The 23,316-nt window shown below is 35.8% G+C and carries 24 protein-coding genes and 1 tRNA gene; 5 read left to right on the top strand and 20 right to left on the bottom strand.

Annotation, left to right across the window (positions count from 1 at the left end; all coding sequences use genetic code 11):
* Nucleotides 1-68: 68 nt before the first annotated feature.
* Nucleotides 69-242 carry a DUF2759 domain-containing protein gene (locus VF726_RS09275; RefSeq protein WP_000524846.1) on the top strand — a complete coding sequence of 58 codons (174 nt, stop codon included), beginning with the start codon at nt 69-71 and terminating at the stop codon, nt 240-242.
* Between the two features lie 80 nt (nt 243-322).
* Here the strand turns inward: VF726_RS09275 and glcK are convergent, their stop codons facing one another.
* The 14 genes from glcK to VF726_RS09205 form a co-directional block, all read right to left on the bottom strand.
* Nucleotides 323-1,306 carry a glucokinase gene (gene glcK / locus VF726_RS09270; protein WP_048531179.1) on the bottom strand — a complete coding sequence of 328 codons (984 nt, stop codon included), beginning with the start codon at nt 1,304-1,306 and terminating at the stop codon, nt 323-325.
* Nucleotides 1,307-1,325: 19 nt separating this feature from the next.
* On the bottom strand, nt 1,326-1,526 hold the full coding sequence (locus VF726_RS09265) for a YqgQ family protein (protein WP_000253699.1): 201 nt from the start codon (nt 1,524-1,526) through the stop codon (nt 1,326-1,328).
* 103 nt (nt 1,527-1,629) lie between these two features.
* Complete coding sequence (locus tag VF726_RS09260) at nt 1,630-2,208, bottom strand: 5-formyltetrahydrofolate cyclo-ligase (RefSeq protein ID WP_440167565.1); 579 nt, start codon at nt 2,206-2,208, stop codon at nt 1,630-1,632.
* 104 nt (nt 2,209-2,312) lie between these two features.
* Nucleotides 2,313-2,462 carry a 50S ribosomal protein L33 gene (gene rpmG / locus VF726_RS09255; RefSeq protein WP_001265616.1) on the bottom strand — a complete coding sequence of 50 codons (150 nt, stop codon included), beginning with the start codon at nt 2,460-2,462 and terminating at the stop codon, nt 2,313-2,315.
* A 69-nt stretch (nt 2,463-2,531) separates the two neighbouring features.
* The gene (locus tag VF726_RS09250; protein ID WP_440167562.1) at nt 2,532-4,886 is read right to left on the bottom strand and encodes a sugar phosphate nucleotidyltransferase; all 2,355 of its coding nucleotides are present in this window, start codon (nt 4,884-4,886) and stop codon (nt 2,532-2,534) included.
* Nucleotides 4,887-5,239: 353 nt separating this feature from the next.
* The gene (phoU, locus tag VF726_RS09245) at nt 5,240-5,896 is read right to left on the bottom strand and encodes a phosphate signaling complex protein PhoU (RefSeq protein WP_440167560.1); all 657 of its coding nucleotides are present in this window, start codon (nt 5,894-5,896) and stop codon (nt 5,240-5,242) included.
* A gap of 162 nt (nt 5,897-6,058) precedes the next feature.
* Nucleotides 6,059-6,874, bottom strand: a complete 816-nt coding sequence (gene pstB, locus VF726_RS09240; RefSeq protein ID WP_000226683.1) for a phosphate ABC transporter ATP-binding protein — start codon at nt 6,872-6,874, stop codon at nt 6,059-6,061.
* A gap of 28 nt (nt 6,875-6,902) precedes the next feature.
* Nucleotides 6,903-7,769: a phosphate ABC transporter permease PstA gene (gene pstA, locus VF726_RS09235; RefSeq protein WP_440167557.1), complete on the bottom strand. Its 867-nt coding sequence runs from the start codon at nt 7,767-7,769 to the stop codon at nt 6,903-6,905.
* Between the two features lies 1 nt (nt 7,770).
* A complete protein-coding gene (gene pstC / locus VF726_RS09230; RefSeq protein WP_440167555.1) occupies nt 7,771-8,721 on the bottom strand; it encodes a phosphate ABC transporter permease subunit PstC in 951 nt (316 codons plus the stop codon).
* 27 nt (nt 8,722-8,748) lie between these two features.
* Complete coding sequence (phoX, locus tag VF726_RS09225; RefSeq protein ID WP_440167553.1) at nt 8,749-9,666, bottom strand: phosphate ABC transporter substrate-binding protein PhoX; 918 nt, start codon at nt 9,664-9,666, stop codon at nt 8,749-8,751.
* A gap of 332 nt (nt 9,667-9,998) precedes the next feature.
* Nucleotides 9,999-12,122, bottom strand: coding sequence for a peptidoglycan D,D-transpeptidase FtsI family protein (locus tag VF726_RS09220; protein ID WP_440167550.1), 2,124 nt, complete (start codon nt 12,120-12,122; stop codon nt 9,999-10,001).
* Between the two features lie 109 nt (nt 12,123-12,231).
* Nucleotides 12,232-13,509, bottom strand: coding sequence for an MFS transporter (locus tag VF726_RS09215; RefSeq protein WP_440167548.1), 1,278 nt, complete (start codon nt 13,507-13,509; stop codon nt 12,232-12,234).
* Nucleotides 13,510-13,626: 117 nt separating this feature from the next.
* Nucleotides 13,627-14,238 (bottom strand): superoxide dismutase [Mn], encoded by a 612-nt coding sequence (sodA, locus tag VF726_RS09210; protein WP_001052031.1) that lies wholly within the window; start codon nt 14,236-14,238, stop codon nt 13,627-13,629.
* Between the two features lie 221 nt (nt 14,239-14,459).
* A tRNA-Ile gene (locus VF726_RS09205) sits at nt 14,460-14,533 on the bottom strand.
* Between the two features lie 242 nt (nt 14,534-14,775).
* Between VF726_RS09205 and VF726_RS09200 the strand changes: the two genes are divergently transcribed.
* From VF726_RS09200 to ispG, 3 genes are all read left to right on the top strand, one after another.
* Entirely contained in the window at nt 14,776-15,534 is a 759-nt protein-coding gene (locus VF726_RS09200) for a DUF1189 domain-containing protein (protein ID WP_440167545.1), read from the top strand.
* 72 nt (nt 15,535-15,606) lie between these two features.
* Entirely contained in the window at nt 15,607-15,972 is a 366-nt protein-coding gene (locus VF726_RS09195; RefSeq protein WP_440167543.1) for a hypothetical protein, read from the top strand.
* 164 nt (nt 15,973-16,136) lie between these two features.
* Nucleotides 16,137-17,240 (top strand): flavodoxin-dependent (E)-4-hydroxy-3-methylbut-2-enyl-diphosphate synthase, encoded by a 1,104-nt coding sequence (gene ispG, locus VF726_RS09190; RefSeq protein ID WP_075308387.1) that lies wholly within the window; start codon nt 16,137-16,139, stop codon nt 17,238-17,240.
* Between the two features lie 81 nt (nt 17,241-17,321).
* Here ispG and VF726_RS09185 read toward each other — a convergent pair whose 3' ends face one another.
* The 4 genes from VF726_RS09185 to VF726_RS09170 form a co-directional block, all read right to left on the bottom strand.
* Nucleotides 17,322-17,735 (bottom strand): Fur family transcriptional regulator, encoded by a 414-nt coding sequence (locus VF726_RS09185; RefSeq protein WP_001054512.1) that lies wholly within the window; start codon nt 17,733-17,735, stop codon nt 17,322-17,324.
* A 13-nt stretch (nt 17,736-17,748) separates the two neighbouring features.
* Nucleotides 17,749-18,582 carry a metal ABC transporter permease gene (locus tag VF726_RS09180; RefSeq protein WP_098667280.1) on the bottom strand — a complete coding sequence of 278 codons (834 nt, stop codon included), beginning with the start codon at nt 18,580-18,582 and terminating at the stop codon, nt 17,749-17,751.
* A complete protein-coding gene (locus VF726_RS09175) occupies nt 18,582-19,352 on the bottom strand; it encodes a metal ABC transporter ATP-binding protein (RefSeq protein ID WP_440167540.1) in 771 nt (256 codons plus the stop codon). The genes VF726_RS09180 and VF726_RS09175 overlap by 1 nt, the downstream gene beginning before the upstream one ends.
* Before the next feature lie 244 nt (nt 19,353-19,596).
* The gene (locus tag VF726_RS09170) at nt 19,597-20,475 is read right to left on the bottom strand and encodes a YitT family protein (RefSeq protein WP_000435958.1); all 879 of its coding nucleotides are present in this window, start codon (nt 20,473-20,475) and stop codon (nt 19,597-19,599) included.
* 150 nt (nt 20,476-20,625) lie between these two features.
* Here VF726_RS09170 and VF726_RS09165 point away from each other — a divergent pair, with 150 nt between their 5' ends.
* Nucleotides 20,626-20,880 carry a DUF2624 domain-containing protein gene (locus tag VF726_RS09165; protein WP_048531205.1) on the top strand — a complete coding sequence of 85 codons (255 nt, stop codon included), beginning with the start codon at nt 20,626-20,628 and terminating at the stop codon, nt 20,878-20,880.
* 26 nt (nt 20,881-20,906) lie between these two features.
* Here VF726_RS09165 and VF726_RS09160 read toward each other — a convergent pair whose 3' ends face one another.
* Entirely contained in the window at nt 20,907-21,803 is an 897-nt protein-coding gene (locus VF726_RS09160) for a deoxyribonuclease IV (RefSeq protein WP_166701786.1), read from the bottom strand.
* A 136-nt stretch (nt 21,804-21,939) separates the two neighbouring features.
* Nucleotides 21,940-23,250, bottom strand: a complete 1,311-nt coding sequence (locus VF726_RS09155; protein ID WP_048531209.1) for a DEAD/DEAH box helicase — start codon at nt 23,248-23,250, stop codon at nt 21,940-21,942.
* Between the last annotated feature and the right edge of the window lie 66 nt (nt 23,251-23,316).

Here is a 23,316-nt window from a genome sequence, read left to right as displayed (position 1 = left end):
TACAATATAAAAGAGTTAATATTCCAAAAACTCATATTTAGGAATGGGTAGACAGAGGAGGATATTGTATGGGCCTTGTTATTATTTTTGCATTAGTCACTCTGTTAGCTGTATTTGCTACGCTTAGAACACTTCGTGAAAAGAACTTTTTCGCAGGCGGCTTTGCAATTGCAACTGTACTCGTTTTCGGATGGTTTACAATTATGACTGTTCTATATAACGGGTACCCACCAGCAGCTTAATTCATTTACATGTTATTCTTCATCAAGATTGTGCGCAAAAAGAGGAAGGGTTTCCCCTTCCTCTTTTCATATTTCACAACTTATATCATCTTCGCTTCGTATTTGTGCTTTTTTACAAGCCAAGCTCCTCCGATAACACCTGCATCGTTACCAAGTGTTGCAATCGCTAACTTCGTGCTCTTTACAGCACGTGAGAAAGCATATTGCTCGAAATAACGTTGAATTGGTTCTAATAGTGCGTCTCCAGCTTTAGAAACGCCTCCGCCAATAACGATTTTCTCTGGGTTCAACGTGCTAGAAAGGTTCGCTACAGCTAAACCTAAATAAGAAGCTACTTTTTCTACTACTTCGCCTGCTAGTTCATCACCTTGTCCATGTGCTTCAAATACGTCTTTTGATGTAATACGCCCTTCTTCTGCTAACATAGAACGTAGAACACTTTCTTTATCAGTCTCTTGTATTTTTTGCATAGCAACACGCACAATACCTGTAGCAGATGCTACAGTTTCTAGGCAACCAGACTTCCCGCAATTACATGGGAAAGCATTCTCTGTAACGACTGTAATGTGTCCAATTTCACCAGCAGCACCGCTTACGCCGTGTACAATCTCACCATTGGCAATTACACCTCCGCCAACGCCAGTACCAAGAGTCATACAAATTAAATCTTTTGCTCCTTCACCAGCACCTTTCCACATTTCACCAAGCGCTGCTAAGTTTGCATCATTATCAATAACGACAGGTAATCCTGTTTCTACTTCTAATAAATCTTTTAACGGATAGTTTTTCCATCCTAAGTTAACCGCTTCATAAATCATTCCAGACGCCACGTGTACAGGACCAGGAGCTCCCATACCAATACCGATTAACTTACTTTTTAATTCGCCTAACTCTTCTAACTTTTTATCAATAGCTTTCGCTACATCAAGTGTAATATGTTTTCCTTGCTCATTTGTATTCGTAGGGATTTCCCACTTATGTAAAATTTCACCGTACACATTAATAAATGCTAATTTAATCGTTGTACCACCAAGGTCAACACCAACTAACCATTTCTCTTCCATGTTGCTTACCTACCTTTATCTAATTCTTATTTAGCTCTTTTTGAATTTCTTGCTTCAATAAAAATAAAGCTGTTTGATAGTCTTGTGGATCGATTAGCTGTGATTGATTTAATTCACGCAATTCATCTTGCATTAATTGTAAATCTGCAATTCGATCACCCGTATAAATAATCGTACCAAATTTCTTTAGCAATTGCTGAATATCATAAATAGATACCATTTCATCACCCTCTATGCTCACTTACTATAAAAAATTATAATAAGAAAACGTTCACATATTTTATTATAATCAAGAAGAAAAAGTCTCGTCAATTTTTATTTGTCTATACAAGCCCATTTTTAACCATTGTTCCTTTTTCTGTAATAATTTTTTCTACATTTTTATCAAACGGCTCTACTGGAATATATTCTACCATTTGAAAACTATAAGCTAATGATAGCGTTTTCCCTTTATAATGCACGAGATAACGATCATAATAGCCACCGCCATATCCAATCCGTTCTCCTCGCCCTGTATAAGCTACGCCCGGTACGATTTGAAGATCAATTTCATCTGCATTCACTTCTTCCGTAAGTGCTGGAATTGGTTCACGTAAATTCATATAAACCGTTTCTAATTGATCAAAATTACTAATTTGCCTAAAGGAGATTGTTCGTGTTCCTTTATTACACTTCGGGACAACAACTTTCTTGCCCTCTTCCCAAGCTTTTTCGATAATAGGATATGTATTCACTTCATTTTCCATTGAGAGAGTGATTCCGATCGTTTTAGCTTCAATCCACTCTTTTTGCGCATACAATGAACAGGCAATTTGCTCTGATAAAGTTGTATACCGTTCTTCTGATAAAGAATTCATGTGCTCTATTATTCGTTTACGTAAACGTACTTTCTCTTCTCTCACACATTTTCCCCCTCACAGTGATACTTTTCTCTACGATGATAGTGTATCACTTTTAACAGAGGAATCGAATAAAAAAAGAAACAGTAGGAAAATATTCCTACTGCTTACTTTGTTTCACGGTGTAACGTAGACTTCTTGTCACGCTTGCAATACTTTTTAAGCTCGATACGCTCAGCGTTGTTACGTTTGTTTTTCTTTGAGATATAGTTACGATCTCCGCATTCTGTACATGCTAGAGTAATATTCACACGCATTCTTATTTCCCTCCAGTACTAATAACTTAAATCAGACTATACTATAATACCACTTTTAAAATAAAAATTCTACACCTTTTGATATTGTCTAATTTTTTCTATAAGATTTTTCATGTTTTCCCTTGCTATTACTGGGTTTCTAGCATGTGAATACACTAAAAATTTCGGTTGTTTTGTGTCAGAAACGATATAAGACCACTCTTTTTCCGTATATTTGAACTGTACTCCTTCAAATATACCGTCTTCCTTTCTTTCCATATCAGCCAATAATTTCCTCATCACTTTCCCTTTTTCATTCCATGAGCATACAACTTCATCACAAAGTAGATAGAGCGGCGGCGATTGCTCTACTATGCTGAGAAACGTTTTTCCCTGCAATGCTATTAGCTCAAATAATTTTCCTATTCGATATAAAATATCTCGCTTCCATCTCGCTTGAAACGACTTTTTTTCATCCTGCGTATAAAATAGGAGGTAACACTCTCCTAATTTCAAAGACATTGGGTAAATATTTCCTGTCGATTCAAGTAATAAATCTGGAATATCTACCTCTTCAAAATCTGTTCCTTGGTAAATATTACTATGATTATCATATAACTCGAAATAATTTCCTTGCTCTGAAAACATAAGAGCCATATTTGCTTTACTTGATTTCATCAAAGCTTTCACATGATCCTTTTGTTCGCCCGCATAAATCCACGTAACTGTACATCCGAGCCTTTGCAAAAAGAGCATAAGTAAATGTTGTAACATATCATTTCTCTTATTAATAAGAAGGTGAAACTTCTGTTTTTGTATTTTCTCAATATCAATGCGTTCTAATACAGCCTCAATATAATCATGTAAAGAAACGTGGACTAGCTTATTCCGCCCCATTTCCTTCTCACATACGTAATAAAACGACTCAGACATATATACTTGTTCTATCGCTTTTTGCTGCTTATACGTTAATTGTACCCCATCCTTGCCATACAACTTTATAACAACCTCTTTTTCATTTTCTACTTGAATGAAAACCCCGCCTGCACATTGTAAATCCTGAATGCTATATCGAAAAAGCGACTCGTTCATTTCTTTGCATTCCATCGTATGAACTCCGATACCATGAATCGCATGAAGAAAGAGATTTTTATAAGAGGTCGTTTCTATATGTTCTTGACTCCCGATTAATATACTTTCTCCCTTAGCAAAAAGAGAGCCGTACGCCATCGCAACCTTTACAATAAATTGAGGAGTGATTTCAACATTACCTCTTCCTACAATGCGGCTTTTTTGCAACCATCCTGCACTCTTTTCACTTTCTTGAACACCAGCCGATCCTACTACCGAATAGCAGTCAATCGCCTTATATGGCCATAGTTTTCCCTTTTGCTTAATTACCGTACTCTTCCCTATATGACAATGATCCGCTACAATGCTTTTTTGAAACAATGTAACGTCATCTTCCACCATTGTATGCTCTCCTATTGTCGTTTCTAATAACTCACAATACTGCCCAATGTGAGCATTTGCAAAAACAATACTTTTTTGAAGATGAGAATAGCTTGAAACAATACTATTTTTCCCGATAATGGAGTACGGTTCAATTACAGCTCCAGCACCAATCTTTGCTCCTTCTCCAATAAAAGAGGGACCGTGAATTTTCGTGCCTTTTCCAATCGTCACCCCTTCCCCCATCCATACCATCGGCAATACTTCCGTGTAAGGAATAGGTACTTGTAATTTTTTCGTTAACAAATCAAATTGTGCTTGTCGATATTGATCAAATGTACCGATATCTAACCAATAGCCTTCTGACAAATATGCAAATAACGCGTTCTTATTTGCCAATAACGGAAACACATCTTGACTGAAATCAAAAAATTCTCGGGGCGGTATGTAAGAAAAAATTTCTGGCTCCATAATATATATACCTGTATTCACAATATTAGAAACTACCTCATTCCAACTCGGTTTTTCTATATATCGTGTAACCTCTTGTTCTTTGTTCATTACAACTAAACCGAATGAGAGTGGATTTTCTACTTCCTTTACAAACATAGTTACCATTCTTTTCTTTTGTTCATGAAACGCAATGCCTGCTGATAATTGAAAATCAGTTAACGCATCCCCGCTTATGACAACAAACGTTTCATCCAAAAATTTTTCCGCTTGTTTAATACTTCCTGCAGTACCAAGCGGTGGAGAGTCTTCAAAGTAGTACAAATTGACGCCCCATTTGCTACCGTCACCAAAGTATTGTTTAATGGCCGTACTCATATACTGAACAGTAATGGCAATCTCACGAATACCATGCTGACGTAATAATTCAATATTGTATTCCAAAACTGGCTTCTCTAATAATGGCAACATCGGCTTTGGAGTATTACATGTTAATGGTCTAAGGCGTCGTCCTTTTCCTCCAGCTAAAATAACCCCCTTCATATACTTCAGCCTCCACTTATATAATGTTCAGTAACTTCATATACGATATGTATATTATCTAGCCCACATTAACTAGCAGTATAAAATGAAACTTTAAATAGCAGGGATTTTTTCATCTCCCGTTGATGGCTGACAAGCAGTATAGCTCCCTATATACACGTACCTTTCAAACACAAAAGAAAGCGCTTACTATTAACTTAGTAAAATATTACTTACAAAACGAACAACATATATGTCCTATTTTTTCCATTATATTATGATACATCTTATCATCATAAACTAAAGGAAACAACGAGCTTTTTTTGTCATGTTTTGACTAAAAAAAGCAGGTGATGTTTCACCTGCTTTTTTCTTTATTCATTTAATAAGTAATGCTTTCCTTTTACTAAATAAAAAACATTTTCAGCAATATTTGTAATGTGGTCTGCTACACGCTCAATATATCTCGCTACAAATGATAATTGTGTAATTTGCGTAATTGCTTCTGGTTGTTCTGGGACTGAAGATATAAATTCACGAATCGCTTTCCCATATATTTCATCAACTGAATCATCCATTTCGGCAATTTGTTTCGCAAAAGTTAAATTTTCTTGCTCATATGCATCTAATGCTAACTGTAACATCTTATTTGCAATTGCAAACATCTCATCAAGATTGTGCAAACTAACAGACGCTTCTTTTTCCCCAAGACGAATCGTTGATTTCGCAATATTAACAGCATGATCTGCAATACGTTCTAAATCTGTCGCTGTTTTAATTGAAATGAAAATCCTTCTTAAATCACTTGCTACAGGTTGCTGCTTCGTAATGAGCATAAGCGCAAGATCATTTATTTCCTCTTCTAAATTATCCATACGATAATCACCATCTATTACCTCTAACGCTTTCTCTACATCCCTTTTATGAAGACCTTCCATAGCAAGCAATAGAGCTTCCCTCGCTAATTCACCAAGCTCAATTACCTTTTGCTGTAACATTTTTAAATCACATTGAAATTGTTCTCTTACCATTGTCTCTTCCCCCTCAATATTGTGTGCCATTATATATAAATCTCCTATGTAAAGCCTCTTATCTCTGTAATCAACCTTACATAGGAGAAGTATTCCTTTTCTCAATAAAACAAGAAATACCCTCTGTTAAGAGGGTATTTGCTCTTAGCCTTGCTAGCGATATCAACCGAATCGGCCTGTAATATAATCTTCTGTACGCTTATCTGAAGGTGTCGTAAATAATTTATTTGTATCTGTATACTCCACAACTTCTCCACTTAAGAAGAAAGCAGTTTTGTCTGAAATACGTGCTGCCTGTTGCATGTTATGCGTTACGATAACGATGCTAAAGTCTTTCTTTAATTCTTGAATTAATTCTTCTACTTTTAATGTTGAAATTGGATCTAGTGCCGATGTTGGCTCATCCATTAAAATAACGTCTGGTTCAATCGCTAAACAACGTGCGATACATAGACGCTGTTGCTGTCCACCGGATAAACCGTATGCATTATCGTGCAAACGATCTTTTAACTCATCCCAAATTGCTGCTCCACGTAAACTTTTTTCAACAATTTCATCCAATGTTTTCTTGTCGCTAATACCATGAATTTTCGGGCCGTATGCTACATTTTCATAAATAGATTTTGGAAATGGATTTGGCTTTTGGAACACCATTCCTACATGTGTTCGCAATTCTTCAACTGGGTATGATTTATCAAATATATTGCGCTCTCTATATTCAATTACGCCTGTAGTTCGCACGATTGGTACTAACTCTACCATACGATTTAATGTTTTTAAGTACGTGGATTTACCACAACCACTTGGTCCGATAATTGCTGTAACTTCATTCTCATGAATGCTTAAATTAATATCTTTTAAAGCATGGTCTTCTCCGTACCATAAATTTAAGTTTTTCGTATCAAATACTACTTTCTTTGGCGCAGTCTCGATTTTCTCCTCGTTTTTCACCTGTACATTTACTACTGTTGCTACCATTTGAATTCCCCTTTCATCCATTTCCAACTTATTTTCGATTTCGTAACCATAGAACAAATATATTGATAAAGAGCAACAAACCTAACAAAACAATCATTCCAGCAGCTGCTACATACTGAAATTCTTCTTGTGGTCTACTCATCCAATTAAAAATTTGAATTGGTAAAACTGTAAATCTATCAAACATACTAAATGGAACATAGTTTGCAAATGCAAGTGCCCCAATAACTAATAAAGGTGCCGCTTCTCCAATCGCTCTTGATATCGCTAACGTACAACCCGTTATAATTCCCGGGAAAGCATATGGCAATACAACTTGATACATCGTTTGCCACTTCGTAGCACCTAATCCGTAAGAAGCTTCTAATAATGAAATTGGTACAGAACGTATTGCTTCTTGGCTTGCTACTACAACTGTAGGTAAGACGAGTAAACTCATCGTCAGTGCCGCCGCAATAATACTCTCACCTAAATGAAGAGCATATACAAAAATAGTTAAGCCGAGTAATCCAAATACGACGGAAGGTACTCCTGCTAACGTTTGATTATTAATTTCTATTACCTTTTTAAATATAGATTCCTTCGCATATTGCTCTAAATAAAGAGCAGTTCCGACTCCAAATATAAAGGAGACCGGTATAACAATACTCATAAATAATATCGTTCCTGACAATGCTGCAGCAATCCCAGCTTCTTTCGGATTACGCGAAGCAAAATTTGTAAAGAAATCTAACGAAAGATAACTTATACCTTTTTCAAAAATTTGAAAAAGCAAAATAAGCAGTATTACTATTGAAAACAAAATAGCTATATAAAATAACATTTTGTAAACTCGATCTTTTAAAAAACGTGATGCCATATTTTCTTTTATTTTTTTATGATTCAACATTCGCATATTATGCCCCCCTCCTAAAGCGGCGCATAATAAACTGCGAAATGATGTTCATGATAAAAGTAAACAAGAATAACGTTGCGCCTACAGCGTACATGCTGTAATACGTAATTGTTCCATGCGGAGCATCACCTAAACTCACTTGCACAATATAAGCTGTTAGCGTTTGAATAGAGTGTGTCGGATCGAGCGATACGTTCGGCGTGGATCCCGCTGCAATTACAACGATCATCGTTTCACCAATTGCCCTGGAAGCAGCTAATATAATCGCTGCCATAATCCCTGTAAAAGCCGAAGGGAACACGACTTGTTTTACCATCTCAAACCGAGTTGCTCCAAGTGCTAACGAAGCTTCTTTCGTCCCTTTCGCTACAGCTCTCATTGCATCTTCAGACAGAGATGCAATTGTCGGGATCATCATAAAGCCAATAACAATGCCCGGACTAATCGCATTAAAAAACTGTAAATCTGGTATAATCCGTTGTAAAAGCGGCGTGACAACTGTTAATGCAAAGAAACCATATACAATTGTCGGGATACCTGCTAATAGTTCTAACATCGGCTTTAATACTTTCCTTGCACCGTTTGAAGCATATTCGCTTAAAAATACGGCACACGCTAAACCGATAGGAATTGCTACGAACATAGCGATTGCTGTTACAAGTACCGTTCCACATATAAGTGGTAATATACCGAATTTAGGATCTTCAAAAAAAGGTAACCATTCTTTCTCTGTCAAAAAGGAGAGCAATGGTATTTTTTGAAAAAACATCATTGTTTCATTTGCCAGCGTAAAAATAATTCCAAGTGTCGTCACAATAGACACGCTAGCAATTATTTTTAGTAATAATGGAACGATTCGATTGATTCGCTGCGTTTTTTTTCTTTGTTTTGTATTTCTTTCAATCAAATGTTGTACAGAAAATGTAATTTGACTTTTGTCATTATGAGCCAAAGATGAAAACCCCTTTCCACCCTGACATTACCTTTTTATTTCTGTTAACATCCGCAGCTGTTCATTGTATTTTTCTTTTGGTAATTTTACATATCCTACCTCTTCAGCAAGATTACCAACATGCTGAATCATAAACTCAACATAATTTGCTACATTCATTTTATTTCGGATAGATGCATCATTTACATAAGCAAATAGCGACCTAGATAACGGCTTATATTTACCTGATTGAATCGTATCTTTCGTCGGAAGTACACCATCCACTTTTATTGCTCTCACCTTATCTCGATTGGCCATATAATAAGCATATCCTACAAAAGCAATGGCATTTTTATCATTCATTACCCCTTGCATAATAACTTGATCATCTTCAGACAAAGAGACTTTTTTTACAATGCGATTATTTTGTAAGATGACGTTTTGAAAATAATCATACGTACCAGAGTCTACACCTGGCGCATAAAACTTCACCTGTTCACGTGGCCATGAAGAATGAATTTGTGACCATCGCTTTTCGTTTCCATCTTCACTCCATAATAGACGTAACTCGTCTACTGTTATATTGTCTACCCAAGTATTTTGGCGATTCACAACGATCGTAAGACCGTCGTAAGCAACTTCAAATGGTGTAAACTGAATGGAGTTTCTCTTCATTTCATTTTCTTCCACTTGTTTCATTACTCTCGAAGCATTATTTATATCCACTTCTCCTTTACTGAAACGATTAAACCCTCCTCCTGTTCCAGAAACACTGATGGAGATTTTCACGTTGGGATGCACCTTTGTATATTCCTCCGCTACTGCTTCTATAATAGGAAAAACCGTTGAGGATCCATCAACTCTCACTTCTCCCACTTCATTCACAGCAAATGCAGTAGACGTGCCAACATAAAGGAAACATGTCGACAGTATGAAAACTTTAATCGATGCACTTATCCATTTCACGTGTTCTTCCTCCTAGAAGTAACCGGAAATAACAGGATTACAGATATAAGAATACTGCTAAACTATTAATTCGGTTTTAATTGTTTGTAAAAGTTTTGTAAAGTTCCACAAGAATCAACATTAGGTAAAATTTTAATCCGTAGCCACCGTTCAGCTTCACTAATGATTGGTCCACAAAATCGTTATCCTCCATAGGGGGATGCATACGTATCATTTGTGAAGTCCCTTAATTTTCCGATATGATATGCTTGTCCACTTTATTAAAACGTATGCATGAATCATAAAAAAAAGCACACTATCTTTTCAGATAGTGTGCTTTTTTTACAACTTTTTTATTCATCATCTTGTTCTTTATTTTTCTTATCTATTTCCTCTTGTGTAGCTTCGCCATTTTCTATTTTTTTCAAATCAAAGTATGCGTCCATAATGTCACGACTAATATAACCGTTAATACCTGATTTATCATCTACCCAAGGTACAACAACAGAAAATGCTACTTCAGGGTCTTCAGCTGGCGCATAACCTACTAACGTTAAGTTATATGTCTCTTTGCGCTCACCTTTTGCATTTCTACCAATCTCTTTATCTCCGCCATATACAGTTTGAGCTGTACCTGTTTTACCAGCAGCTGTATATTTTGCAGTCGAAAAATAGCTTAAAGCCGTACCACCCGGACTGTTAAACACTTGCTTAAATCCTTCCTGAACACGTTTAATTTGTGATTCAGGCATATCTACACGGTTTAGTACTTTCGGTTCCATTGAATGAACAACTTTTCCAACTTCATCTTGTTTCGCTGCCGGTTGACGGATTTCTTTTACAACTTGCGGCTGCATACGGTAACCACCATTTGCAATTGTTGAAACATATTGTGCTAATTGAAGTGGTGTATACGTATCATACTGTCCAATTGATAAATCTAATAGGAAACCTGGCATTTTATCTGTTTTACCTCTTTGTCCAGCCGTTTCATTCGGTAAATCAATTCCAGTTTTTACACCAAGTCCAAACTGACCGAAATAGTAACGCATCGTATCGTATGATTTTTGTTGTATATCTAACGTACCGCCTCGTACATAAGGAACACCAGCGATATTCATCGCTGTTTTAAACATATATACGTTAGAAGACATTTTTAACGCTGTAAGATCATTAATATAGCCCATTGTCTTCCAAGAAGATTTTTTTAGCGGTCCTTTTAATACAATTGGTTCATCGAGTTGAACGGAACCTGGCTGAATCGCGCCTGTTTGATATCCAGTAAGTATCGTCGCACCTTTTACAGTCGATCCCATCGGATAAGAACTTGTCATCGTTCCTAATGCGAAATCTTGTACTTTCGTTTCGCCATTTTCATTCACTAATTGTTTTCCTGCCATAGATAAAACTTCACCATTTTTCGGATTCATCATTACAACGAATGCACGATCTAAAAGTGGTTGCCCACCTTTATACTTCAATAAACTTTTCGTGATAATTTCTTCTACACGCTTTTGTAATTCCATATCAATCGTTAAATTCAGATCATTACCACTTTGTCCTTTTGATACATTAATCGTTTCTAAAATATTACCGTTTTTATCTGTAATATTTTTCACTTCTGCTTTCGTACCGTGCAAACTATCTTCATATTGCTGTTCAAGATAACTTTTTCCTACTCGTTCATTTCGATTATAGTCACGAACAAGATAGTAATCTAGTCTTTCTCTAGGCAAACCTTCATCAGACGTTGACACCCCGCCAAGTACACTTCGGAATAAATCATCATAAACATATTTTCGATCCCAATCAACATTCGTATCTACACCCGGTAATGCTGCTAGGTTTTCACTAATAATCGCATATTCTTGTTCTGTAGCATCTTTTTTAATGACTTGTGGCGTCATCGCATATCCGCCGTCCATTTTGCTTTTAATCGCTAATATTTCTAAATCTTTTGCGGATAATTGATTCATTTCCTCTTCTGTCACGCGATTTCGTTGACGCTCATCTAATTCTTTATCGTCAATTTTTTTATCTTTAAACTCTTGACGATCTTTATTCGTAATTTTTTCTTTCGCTTCCTCTTTATGCATAGCAAGCCAATAATCTTTTTTATCGCGATCTGTTAATTTATCTGTCGGTACTTCAATCAAATCTGCTAGCTTTTTCGCTGTTTCTAAGCGCGCCTCTGCAGTTGATCCTTTCATTTTTGTAAATGTAATCGTACGTACAGCTGCATTATCTACTACAGCTCGCCCATAACGGTCAAATATTTTTCCACGTGGTACAGGATTACTAATCGTCGAGTTCTCTTTCCTCTCCACTTCATTCTTATATTCCTCACCGCGGACAATTTGTACATATCCAAGCCTTACAATAACCGCGGAGAACATTAAAAACACGCAGAAAAACAGCACGTTTAACCGAAAAGGAACGTGAGTCTTTTTCTTTTGTTGTTTCTGCTTCTTGCTCATACAAACCCCCTCTACCAACAGCTATGTAATGTGAAAGGGACACCTTCATACAGGTGTCCTCACTGCTGTCTTACATCTTTTTCTATTCTAGCATAAAACAACCGAGAAGTTAACCTTCTGGTTCTGTTTGATTCTGCGCAGTCCCTTGCGTTACAACACTTGTTTTACTCGTATTTCCCTCATCATATTTGACATTTTTAACTGCAAAATAAATAAGGAAATGTCCTGCACCTAAAATACATAATAAATACGGTAAACTTTTTTCAGGCGGAAAGAATAGTACCGCACATAAAAAACTTAAAATCGAGCAAATTCTCCCTGCATTTAACCATAGTTCTCGAACAACTACATACTCTACACGCCACTCTTTCGCATTTTTCGCTCTACCAATTACATCATATGTCATGGACCCGTATGGAACGAGCAAAATGGGGTATGCAATCGCGATACACGCTGCATAAATAAGTAATTTTGCGTATGTAACGTTGAATATAACTAAAAATACGACAGCATATAAAATAATGCCTCCAAGCAATATTGCTTTTTTCCGCCACTCTTTCTTTAACATACGAGTGACTAAATAGTAACACACAAATGATACTGCCGAATTTACTAAGCTATATTTCCCTAATGCAAGCTCGCTATCAGTTGCTAAATACACGTACACTGAAATAACAAAAATAAACGTTCCTTCTCTTAACCCTTGAAAAAAATGAGCACGTGTAATTCTTCCCCAATTTTTATCAATTTTCCGCTCTTTCAATACTTGTACAATTTCATACCGACCTTCACATTCTCTCTTAGATACAAAAAAGCTTAAAATAACAGCAATTGCAAATAACAGTAACGAAAGAAAGAATATGACCGTATAGCCACTCCATTTTTCCATACGTGAAATTGTGTATCCAGCTGCTATCGGTCCAATCATGCCAGAGAAGGATGTAAGAAGTCCTAGAAACCCGTTAAAAAAATCTCTTGTTTCTGGTTCTGTAATCTCAAATGTTAATAAGTTAAACGCGAGCCAGTAAAAACCATATCCAACTCCTAAAAGAGCCCCCATTAATAAAATATAGTGAGAAGCGCTTTTTCCCGCTACTAAAACAACGATAAAAAAAATTGCTAACGTGCCTACGCCTATTCGTAACAAGATTGAGCGATCAATACGCTTCGCTAATTTCCCACCTATAAGAAATGTGAGAGGCTGTAATACAACGCTGGCCAAATTATATAAGCCAAGATTCACATAATTTTGCGTTTGTTTCCATAAATAAATGTTAACAAACGTATTCGATAAAGAAATTGCGAGCGTGTATAAACCTCCAATAAGGAGCAATAACACTAAATCCCGATTCACTTCAACATCACCAATTATATGTTTCCACTTCATACACAACTCTCCTTTACTTCATGTTCTAGTCTTCCAAAGACAAGCTCAATTATGTAAAAGGAGAGCATAGAAAAAAGCTAGGAGCATTCTCCTAGCTTTTTTCTATCGTTATTACAATTATTTTGCTTCTTGGTAACGTTTTTCAGCAGCGTTCCAATCTACAACATTCCAGAATGCACCGATGTAATCTGGACGACGGTTTTGGTAATTTAAGTAGTAAGCATGCTCCCAAACATCTAAACCGATAACTGGAGTTTTACCTTCAGTTAGAGGAGAATCTTGGTTTGGTGTGCTTGTTACTTCTAACTCACCATTATTTACTACTAACCAAGCCCAACCAGAACCAAAGCGAGTTGCGCCAGCTTTTGCGAATTCTTCTTTGAATGCATCGAAGCTACCGAATTTCGCTTCAATTGCAGTTGCAAGTTCGCCTACTGGTTGTCCGCCACCGTTTGGAGATAAGATTGTCCAGAAGAATGTGTGGTTAGCATGTCCGCCACCATTGTTACGTACTGCTGTACGGATTGCTTCTGGTACTTCGTTTAAGTTTGCAACTAATTCTTCTACGCTTTTGTCAGCTAATTCTGCATGACCTTCTAAAGCAGCGTTTAAGTTTGTAATGTACGTGTTATGATGTTTTGTATGATGGATGTTCATTGTTTCTTTGTCAAAGTGAGGCTCTAAAGCATCATACGCATAAGGTAAATTTGGTAATTCGTGTTTTGCCATTGTTATATTCCTCCCAGTTTATGTATTGCCACTTAAGTGACATACAACTTCATTCTACCCTAATTGCCATAGGGTGCAAACAAATAAATCACATTGTCTTGCTATCATTAAAGTAGCAAAATTCCCACTTCTTTTCAATTAAAATGCTCATATATTTCATAAAAAAAGCTCCCTTCTACAAGGAAGCTTCCTGCTGACATAATAAACATGTGAAATGGATATGGACCCTGTAGGACTCGAACCTACGACCGGACGGTTATGAGCCGTCTGCTCTAACCAGCTGAGCTAAGGGTCCAAAATTATGTATGTAACAATACATCAAATAAAGGAATTCCTATCGGATATATTCTTTAAGAAATGTAAGATAAATTTACCATATAGAAAAGAAAAGTGTCAATTGTATTTTTCTCATTTAAAAGAAGAAAATTAATAAAAAGAAATTTAGTTATCTCTACTATATGTAAATATAATATATCTTGAGATTCCCTAGATTCCTACGTTACAATGATTTTATACATACATAAAGGAAGTGAATCTATGTCCATATTTACCCAATTAGTCAAAAGCGTATATTCGCCTAAAGATATGGCGCTATTCCGTTTTCAAAAAATCGGAAAAACCATTTTGTATATTATGCTACTTTGTCTAATCACTACTATTCCAAGAACATTCTTTTACGGTAGCTTTATCCAAGAAAGTGTTACTATGGTAAATCAAGCAATTGAAAAAGATTTACCCGATTTTAAAATCGAAAACGGTGAACTAAAAGCTGATATTGAACAACCTATTCAAAAAGAAGAGGGAGATGCTCTTTTCGTATTTGATCCAAATACAACAGATATCGAAAAATATCAAAATAAAACTGGTTTATTTATTTTAAAAGATAAAGTAGTTTCTATAGGAAATGGCCAAACACAAACATACTCCTACGATGATTTATTAGGGACATCTCTTGAGAAGAAAGATTTGCAAGAATTCATTTCTGTATTCGATAGTATTTATCCAATTTTATTAGCTGTTATCGGCGTGTTAGTATACCTATTCCAACTGTTTATTACTTTCTTAGGAATTACTTTACTTGCATTTATAGGTTCTGCTATGAGTGGTCAACGTAAATTATCTTATAAGCAAGTATGGACGTTAACTGCTTACAGCTACACAATTCCAACCATCTTCTTTATGATTATGGATTCATTCCAAATTGTTGTACCTGGTTCAACATTCATTTATATCGCAGTTGTTTTAATTGTTCTATACTTAACGATTAAAGAAGTTCCAAAACCGAAAGAAAAATAATAACGAAAAAAATGCCTAAATAGGCATTTTTTTTTTGGACAAGCATATATTCCTAGCAAAGGAGTGAAGAATATGAAAAGATTAGGTGTATTCTTATTTTTGCTTGTTCTCGGTTATATATTTTATTACGATATAAAAATCGGCACTTTACCGATGTTAAGTTCATATAAAAAAACAACTGCAGCCCAAACGATAAAACAAGAAAGTACAGATACAAAACAAAAGAAAGAGAACAAAGTAGAAAAAGAAACAGATGTCTCTTATAAAACAATTGAAGTCAAAACAGGTGAGACAGTTCTTTCTATTACTGAACAAATTAACAAGAAAAAAATCCCTTCTATTGAAAAGGTAATTGATGACTTTAAACAACTGAACAAAAGCACATCTGCTACAAAAATACAAATTGGAAAATCTTATAAATTCCCGTTATATCAATAAGCAATCACTTAATCCTTGTCAATTACATAAAGGCGCTGATACAATAGTAAAAGTGAAACCGAGCACTTCGGTTTCTATAGCCCTATGTCACGTATACTATCCTTGATATAAGGGACTAAATAATAAACTTCTTTTATAAGGAGAGCGATCTATTCGTGAATGAAATGACTCATCGTACAAAAACACGTCCAGTTAAAGTCGGTAATTTAACAATTGGCGGTAATAATGAATTAATTATACAAAGTATGACAACAACAAAAACACATGATGTTGAAGCAACAGTTGCTGAAATTAAACGTTTAGAAGAAGCTGGCTGTCAAGTCGTGCGTGTTGCTGTTCCAGACGAACGTGCAGCAAATGCTATTGCTGATATTAAAAAACAAATCAACATTCCACTTGTTGCTGATATTCATTTTGATTATCGCCTTGCTTTAAAAGCAATTGAAGGTGGCATTGATAAAGTACGTATCAATCCAGGTAACATTGGTCGTCGCCATAAAGTAGAAGCTGTTGTAAATGCAGCAAAAGAACGCGGTATTCCAATCCGTATCGGTGTAAATGCAGGTTCATTAGAGCGTCACATTTTAGAAAAGTACGGATACCCAACTGCAGATGGTATGGTCGAGAGTGCCCTACATCACATTAAAATTTTAGAGGACTTAGATTTCCACGATATTATCGTATCTATGAAAGCCTCTGATGTTAACTTAGCAATTGAAGCATACGAAAAAGCTGCACGTGCTTTTGATTACCCATTACATTTAGGTATTACAGAATCTGGAACATTATTTGCTGGAACTGTAAAAAGTGCCGCTGGTCTTGGAGCAATCTTAAATAAAGGCATCGGAAATACATTACGTATTTCATTAAGTGCCGACCCAGTTGAAGAAGTAAAAGTTGCGCGTGAACTATTAAAGTCATTCGGCCTTGCATCTAATGCAGCAACACTTATTTCTTGTCCAACTTGTGGTCGTATTGAAATTGATTTAATTAGCATCGCTAACGAGGTCGAGGAATACATCTCTACACTGAAAGTACCAATTAAAGTTGCAGTACTTGGTTGCGCTGTAAACGGTCCTGGTGAAGCTCGTGAAGCTGATATCGGTATTGCTGGTGCACGTGGAGAAGGACTATTATTCCGTAAAGGGCAAGTCGTTCGTAAAGTACCAGAAGAAATAATGGTAGAAGAACTGAAAAAAGAAATCGACGTAATTGCTGCTGAAATGGCTGCTGAACGAGAAAAAGAAAAAGAAACACAAGAACAATAATAAGAAGGTTGCCCACAATATTTGTGAGCAACCTTTTTTTCTACATAAAAAAATCTCGTCAGTTATATAACTGACGAGATTTTACTTTGCACATTTTGGACAACGGCCGTATATTTCAAACTTATGACCTGTTACTTCATAACCGTTAAAATCTTTATTCATAAAATCCATCGGGCAGGAAGTAATCTCTTTCGTCCCTCCACAATCTAAACAAATAAAATGATGATGATGTTCCATAATAGAACATGTAAAACGAAAATGTTTTTCACCATTTAATTCTGTTTGTTCTAAAACACCGATTTCAGCAAACACCGTTAAGTTACGATAAATCGTATCAAAGCTAAGACCTGGATAATCATCCTTCATATGCTCTAAAACGTCTTTCGCCGTTAAATAACGATTGTGAGCTGCAAATAACCTGAGCATTTCTTCTCTTTTCCCCGTATGTTTGTATCCTTTATCTTTCATTAGGCGTAAAGCTTCTGTTAGATTCATATCTATCCCTACTTTATGCAGTTTTTTTCTTCTTCCATAAAATCGCACCAATTAAAATAAGAACTGCTATCATAACAATTGTACCACCTGGTGCTAGATCAAGTTGATATGAAGCAAACATTCCACCAATTACTGCAATTTCACCAAATAAAATGGAAAAGAAAATTGTTTGTTTAAATCCATTCGCAATACGGATACTTGCTGCAACTGGTAACGTCATTAATGATGATACGAGAAGAACCCCCACTACACGCATTGATACTGCAATGACAAGGGCAACCAATATAATGAAAATAAAATGAATCCACTTTGCACTCAAACCAGTTGATACAGCATATTCCTCATCAAACGATAGTAAAAATAACTCTTTATATAATAAAGTAATCGTTACAATAACAGCAATTGCTACAATACCAATAATGATTAAATCCGTACTTGTTACGGCACTTACACTACCAAATAAATAACTAAATAAATCTGTGTTAAATCCATTTGCAAGTGAAATAAAAATAACGCCAATCCCCATTCCTGCTGAAAGAATAATTGGAATTGCTAATTCTTGATAATGTTTATATACAGTACGTAGTTTTTCAATAAGTAACGCCCCGCCAATAGAAAAAATCATCCCCATATATAACGGATTTAAAAATCCCCCTGTGAAAATTGTTTTTTCTAGTAGTAAACTTGCAGCAATACCCGATAATGTCACGTGGCTTAATGCATCTGCAATAAGTGACATACGGCGAATGACAACAAATACACCGATAAGTGGCGCAACAAGTCCTATTAAAATCCCTGCATATAAAGAGTTACGTAAAAAGTCATATTGTAAAAAATCTTGTATCATTATACCCTCCCGTGATGCTCATGCTCGTGTTCTAAACGATGAACATGATGTCCATATAAGACGGACATTTCTGCATCTTCTAACTCTCGGAACGTCTCTACATTTCCATGGAAATGTAGATGTTGGTTTAGGCATGCAACATGTGTTACTTTCTCAGTAACAGCTCCCATATCATGCGTAACGAGAATTAATGTGATTCCTAATCTTTTGTTTAAATCCTCTAATATCTCATAAAAACTTTCTACATTCCTCACATCGATTCCAACAGTAGGCTCGTCCAAAATAAGTAATTCAGGATCACTAACGAGCGCACGAGCAATAAATACACGCTGTTGCTGTCCACCAGAAAGTTCTCCGATATTGCGGCCTTGAAACTCACTCATCCCTACATCCGCAATTGCTTTTTCTACCTTTTCCTTATCGCTTTTCGTGAAAAAGCGAAACAGCCCTTTTTTCGAAACGAGTCCCATTGACACCACTTCAAACACAGTTGCCGGAAAACCAGAATTAAAGCTATTTGCCTTTTGCGACACATAACCAACTTTGTTCCATTCTTTAAACTTCTTACTATCAACACCAAACAAACGAATATTTCCCTGTTTTGGCTTTAAAACACCTAATAAACATTTTAGCAACGTTGATTTCCCAGAACCATTTGGTCCAACTAAACCTAAAAAAGCTCCCTTCGGAACTTGCAAGTTAATATCTTCTAAAACATTTCGATCTTCATATCGAAATGACAATCCTTCTATTTCTAATATATTATTCATAGCATCTCACCTATTTTAATTCAGAATGATTCCGATTTATATCTATTTGAATTATAGTATAGCTTATTATAGTTGTAAACCAATCTGCCTAAAATATATCTATTTTTTCAAGAAACCTTATTATTATAACAAAAAGCAGAGAAAAATTCTCTGCTTTCAAAAAATATTCCTATAAAGTGAAGCTTTAATGAAATGAGAGTCCATCCCATTTCCGATCGGAAAAATCTGTTATTACATGCATTTTTTAGTGAATAGCCGATTTAAACTTGCCACCATTTGTCTCTTGTGTACTCATAATTGTAACAAATGCATTCGCATCAATTTCATACACAATTGATTTTAACTTTGTCACTTCTAGACGCGTTACAACTGCATAAATCACTTCTTTTTCTTTATCCGTGTAACCGCCTTTCGCTACAAGCTTTGTCGTTCCACGACCAAGACGATGCAAAATCGCATTTGATACTTCCTCATATTGATCTGATACAATTAAAACTGCTTTCGTTTCATCTAAACCTTGAATGACTGTATCAATTGTTTTGAATGCGATATAGTACGTCATAACAGAATACATAGCTTGTTCCACACCAAATACAAATGCTGCCCATGCAAAAATAAATAAGTTCACAAACATTACAAATTCGCCAACGGAGAAAGGTAATTTCTTCGTTAATAAAATACCCATAATTTCTGTTCCGTCCATTGATCCACCGTGACGAATAACGAGCCCTACACCAAGACCTAAAATAAGACCACCAAACACTGTCGCTAAAATCGGTTCTGTTGTAAATGGCGGAACAGCATGTAACGTTGATTCAATAAACGCTAAAGCTACAATACCGAATGCCGAAGATAACATGAACGTTTTTCCGATTTGTTTATAACCCGAATACATAAATGGGATATTAAGAATAACGACTAAAGTAGAGAAACTTAACCACCAAATATTAGGAGTAAGATAATCTAATATAAGAGAAATACCAATAATTCCACCATCAATAATTTTATTTGGCATTAAGAATAGTTCAATCGCTACCGCTGCGCATGCTGCCCCAAAAATAATCATAACTAAACGATAAATAAGATGGATAACACTTTCTTTTCGATGTTGCTTCTGCTCCATAAGTCCTCCTTATACTCTTTTTCTATAAGTTTTGTCCTTATATTATAACATACGCTTCTTTTTCTCATGAAAAAAGAAACTCTATACGAATATGTACAAGCTACGTACTCATATATTTCGATAGAAGAACGAGTGAAGGAGGATAACTCGATGAATCTCATTAAACAACTTGTAAATAAAAAATTAAATCATATTTCTACAAAAGAGTTATTGAAATATAGTAAAGAGTATGAGGTCTCTATTACGACTGCACAAGCTGATCAAATTGTTGGACTTATGAAAGGAAAGAATATTAATATTTATGATAATGACGAACGACTAGAGCTCTTAAAACAAATAGCAAAAGTAACCTCCCCTGCTACTGCCCAACAAGTAAATACTTTATTTCAGCAACTACTAAAATAAGGAGGGGAAAATCCCCTCCTTATTGCTTATTGCGCTTTAATTTTCTCAAGAATTCCTTCATCAAAAGTACCATTTTTCAGCATTTCGATTTCTAATTTATATGGCGGCTTCTTATCTTTTTTATCTTCACCTACATATGGCGTTTCAAGAATTTTTGGTACGTGCATTAACTGTGGATGATGTACAATATGATGCAACGCTTTATAACCGATATGACCGAAACCGATATTTTCATGACGGTCCTTTCCTGCGCCGCGTACATTTTTACTATCATTAATATGAAGTACTTGTAAACGATCAATACCAACAATCTTATCAAATTCATTTAATACACCGTCAAAGTCATTTACGATATCGTATCCTGCGTCGTGCGTATGGCACGTATCAAAACATACGGATAGTTTTTCATTATATTTTACACCGTCAATAATCTTTGCAATTTCTTCAAAGCTACGACCGCATTCTGTCCCTTTACCTGCCATCGTTTCTAACGCGATGTTAACCGTCTGATCTGGCGTTAATACTTCATTCAGCCCTTTAATAATTTGTTGAATACCAGCATCCGCTCCTGCCCCGACGTGCGCACCTGGGTGAAGAACAATTTGTTTCGCTACACCTAATGCCGATGTTCTTTCAATTTCCATGCGAAGGAAGTCTACACCTAATTGGAATGTTTCCGGCTTCGTCGTATTCCCGACATTAATAATATATGGTGCATGTACGATAATTTCCTCAATACCGTTTAGCTCCATATGCTTTCTTCCTGCTTCTATATTCAATTCTTCAATTGGTTTTCTTCTTGTATTTTGCGGTGCACCTGTATAAATCATAAACGTTGTTGCACCGTATGAAACAGCCTCTTCACTTGCTGCTAATAACATTTTCTTACCACTCATGGAAACATGAGATCCAATCTTTAACATACAATCACCTCTTCAATATACAATAGATATAATGATAGCATAATTTGTAGAAATATGTAGCGAATTGTTTTTTTCCATTCTCCACTGATTATTATCCCGCAAATAGCTGGATAAAAAAAAGATAAGGGAGCTCCCCTTATCTTTTTTTATTGCTATATTTTTTCTTCACTTTGTCACGTTCTGTTGCAAGTTTACGTTTATAGTTTGGTTTTACTTTTTTCGGCTTTTTAATAACTTTCGTTGCCATAACGTCAAGTTCATCATTTGGTTTCTTACGGCTCTTACGACGACGGCGTTCACCTAAATCCGCCCACTCATCTCCACGTAAATCTACATGTTTGAACTCAATATGACGTTGTTTTTCTAAACTATCTAACGCTTCTTCGTTTGCTGGATCATAAATCGTCACTGCAATACCTGAATGTCCTGCACGTGCCGTTCTTCCAACGCGGTGAACGAAGAAATCTAAATCTGATGGAAGTTCGTAGTTAATAACATGACTAATTCCTTCAATATCGATACCACGTGCTGCTAAATCAGTTGCAACAATATATTGGAATTCAAGATCACGAATTTGTTTCATCATTTTTTTACGATCACGTGGTGATAAATCACCGTGAATTCGTCCAACTTTTAAGCCACGTTCCATTAATCCGTCAGCAACCTGATCCGCCATCTTTTTCGTATTCGTGAAAACAACTGCTAAATACGGTTTAAATTGTAGCAACATTTTGTTCACTAAATCGATTTTGTTTCGATGTTTAGAAGGTACTAAATAATGCTCAATATTTCCAGCCGCAACTTGTTTTGGATTAATATGAATATGCTCTGGATTCTCCATATATTTCTTCAGAAACGGTTTTAGTTTTTGAGGAATTGTTGCAGAGAAAACTAGCATCTGCAAGTTTTTAGGCATGCGTGCTGCAATTTTGTCTACATCATGAATGAATCCCATATCAAGCATTAAGTCTGCTTCATCGACAATAATTGTATTTGCTTTATGAACAAATAGTGCTTGTTCTTCTACTAAGTCCTTAATACGTCCTGGTGTTCCAACTACAATATGAGGTTGCTTTTTCAACTTTTCAATTGAGCGTTGTTTGTCAGTTCCACCAATTAAACAACGTGCTGTAATCATTTGATCTTCCGCACAGAACTTTGTTAATTTCACGATTTCTTCGTAAATTTGTTGTGCTAACTCACGAGTAGGCGCTGTAATAACAAGTTGTACTTCTTCACGACTTGCATTAATTCTGTTCAATGTAGGAAGTAAGTATGCATGTGTTTTCCCAGAACCTGTTTGGGATTGTCCAATTACACTTACACCTTTTTTCACGACTGGGAAAATTTTCTGTTGAATTCCTGTCGGCTCTGTAAAGCGTAGTTCACGAACTGCATCTATTAAAAATGGTTTAAAATCATACTGTGTAAAAGTTTGTTGTGTCATAAGTTACACCTTCTTTCTAAATTTCTACTGCGCGCACAAATCAGTCAAGTCTACATTATATCGAAA

The sequence above is a fragment of the Bacillus sp. Brlt_9 genome, assembly GCF_051948935.1.
Classification (GTDB): Bacteria; Bacillota; Bacilli; order Bacillales; family Bacillaceae_G; genus Bacillus_A.
The sequence above is the reverse complement of the archived record's forward strand: the minus strand, read 5'-3'. Positions and strand labels throughout refer to the sequence as shown.

Excerpts from the sequence above, each read along its gene's own strand:
- VF726_RS09275 (WP_000524846.1), top strand. The coding sequence starts at position 69 with ATGGGCCTTGTTATTATTTTTGCATTAGTCACTCTGTTAGCTGTATTT.
- glcK (WP_048531179.1), bottom strand. The coding sequence starts at position 1,306 with ATGGAAGAGAAATGGTTAGTTGGTGTTGACCTTGGTGGTACAACGATT.
- VF726_RS09265 (WP_000253699.1), bottom strand. The coding sequence starts at position 1,526 with ATGGTATCTATTTATGATATTCAGCAATTGCTAAAGAAATTTGGTACG.
- rpmG (WP_001265616.1), bottom strand. The coding sequence starts at position 2,462 with ATGCGTGTGAATATTACTCTAGCATGTACAGAATGCGGAGATCGTAAC.
- VF726_RS09250 (WP_440167562.1), bottom strand. The coding sequence starts at position 4,886 with ATGAAGGGGGTTATTTTAGCTGGAGGAAAAGGACGACGCCTTAGACCA.
- phoU (WP_440167560.1), bottom strand. The coding sequence starts at position 5,896 with ATGGTAAGAGAACAATTTCAATGTGATTTAAAAATGTTACAGCAAAAG.
- pstB (WP_000226683.1), bottom strand. The coding sequence starts at position 6,874 with ATGGTAGCAACAGTAGTAAATGTACAGGTGAAAAACGAGGAGAAAATC.
- pstA (WP_440167557.1), bottom strand. The coding sequence starts at position 7,769 with ATGCGAATGTTGAATCATAAAAAAATAAAAGAAAATATGGCATCACGT.
- VF726_RS09220 (WP_440167550.1), bottom strand. The coding sequence starts at position 12,122 with ATGAGCAAGAAGCAGAAACAACAAAAGAAAAAGACTCACGTTCCTTTT.
- VF726_RS09215 (WP_440167548.1), bottom strand. The coding sequence starts at position 13,509 with ATGAAGTGGAAACATATAATTGGTGATGTTGAAGTGAATCGGGATTTA.
- sodA (WP_001052031.1), bottom strand. The coding sequence starts at position 14,238 with ATGGCAAAACACGAATTACCAAATTTACCTTATGCGTATGATGCTTTA.
- VF726_RS09200 (WP_440167545.1), top strand. The coding sequence starts at position 14,776 with ATGTCCATATTTACCCAATTAGTCAAAAGCGTATATTCGCCTAAAGAT.
- VF726_RS09195 (WP_440167543.1), top strand. The coding sequence starts at position 15,607 with ATGAAAAGATTAGGTGTATTCTTATTTTTGCTTGTTCTCGGTTATATA.
- ispG (WP_075308387.1), top strand. The coding sequence starts at position 16,137 with ATGACTCATCGTACAAAAACACGTCCAGTTAAAGTCGGTAATTTAACA.
- VF726_RS09185 (WP_001054512.1), bottom strand. The coding sequence starts at position 17,735 with ATGAATCTAACAGAAGCTTTACGCCTAATGAAAGATAAAGGATACAAA.
- VF726_RS09180 (WP_098667280.1), bottom strand. The coding sequence starts at position 18,582 with ATGATACAAGATTTTTTACAATATGACTTTTTACGTAACTCTTTATAT.
- VF726_RS09175 (WP_440167540.1), bottom strand. The coding sequence starts at position 19,352 with ATGAATAATATATTAGAAATAGAAGGATTGTCATTTCGATATGAAGAT.
- VF726_RS09170 (WP_000435958.1), bottom strand. The coding sequence starts at position 20,475 with ATGGAGCAGAAGCAACATCGAAAAGAAAGTGTTATCCATCTTATTTAT.
- VF726_RS09165 (WP_048531205.1), top strand. The coding sequence starts at position 20,626 with ATGAATCTCATTAAACAACTTGTAAATAAAAAATTAAATCATATTTCT.
- VF726_RS09160 (WP_166701786.1), bottom strand. The coding sequence starts at position 21,803 with ATGTTAAAGATTGGATCTCATGTTTCCATGAGTGGTAAGAAAATGTTA.
- VF726_RS09155 (WP_048531209.1), bottom strand. The coding sequence starts at position 23,250 with ATGACACAACAAACTTTTACACAGTATGATTTTAAACCATTTTTAATA.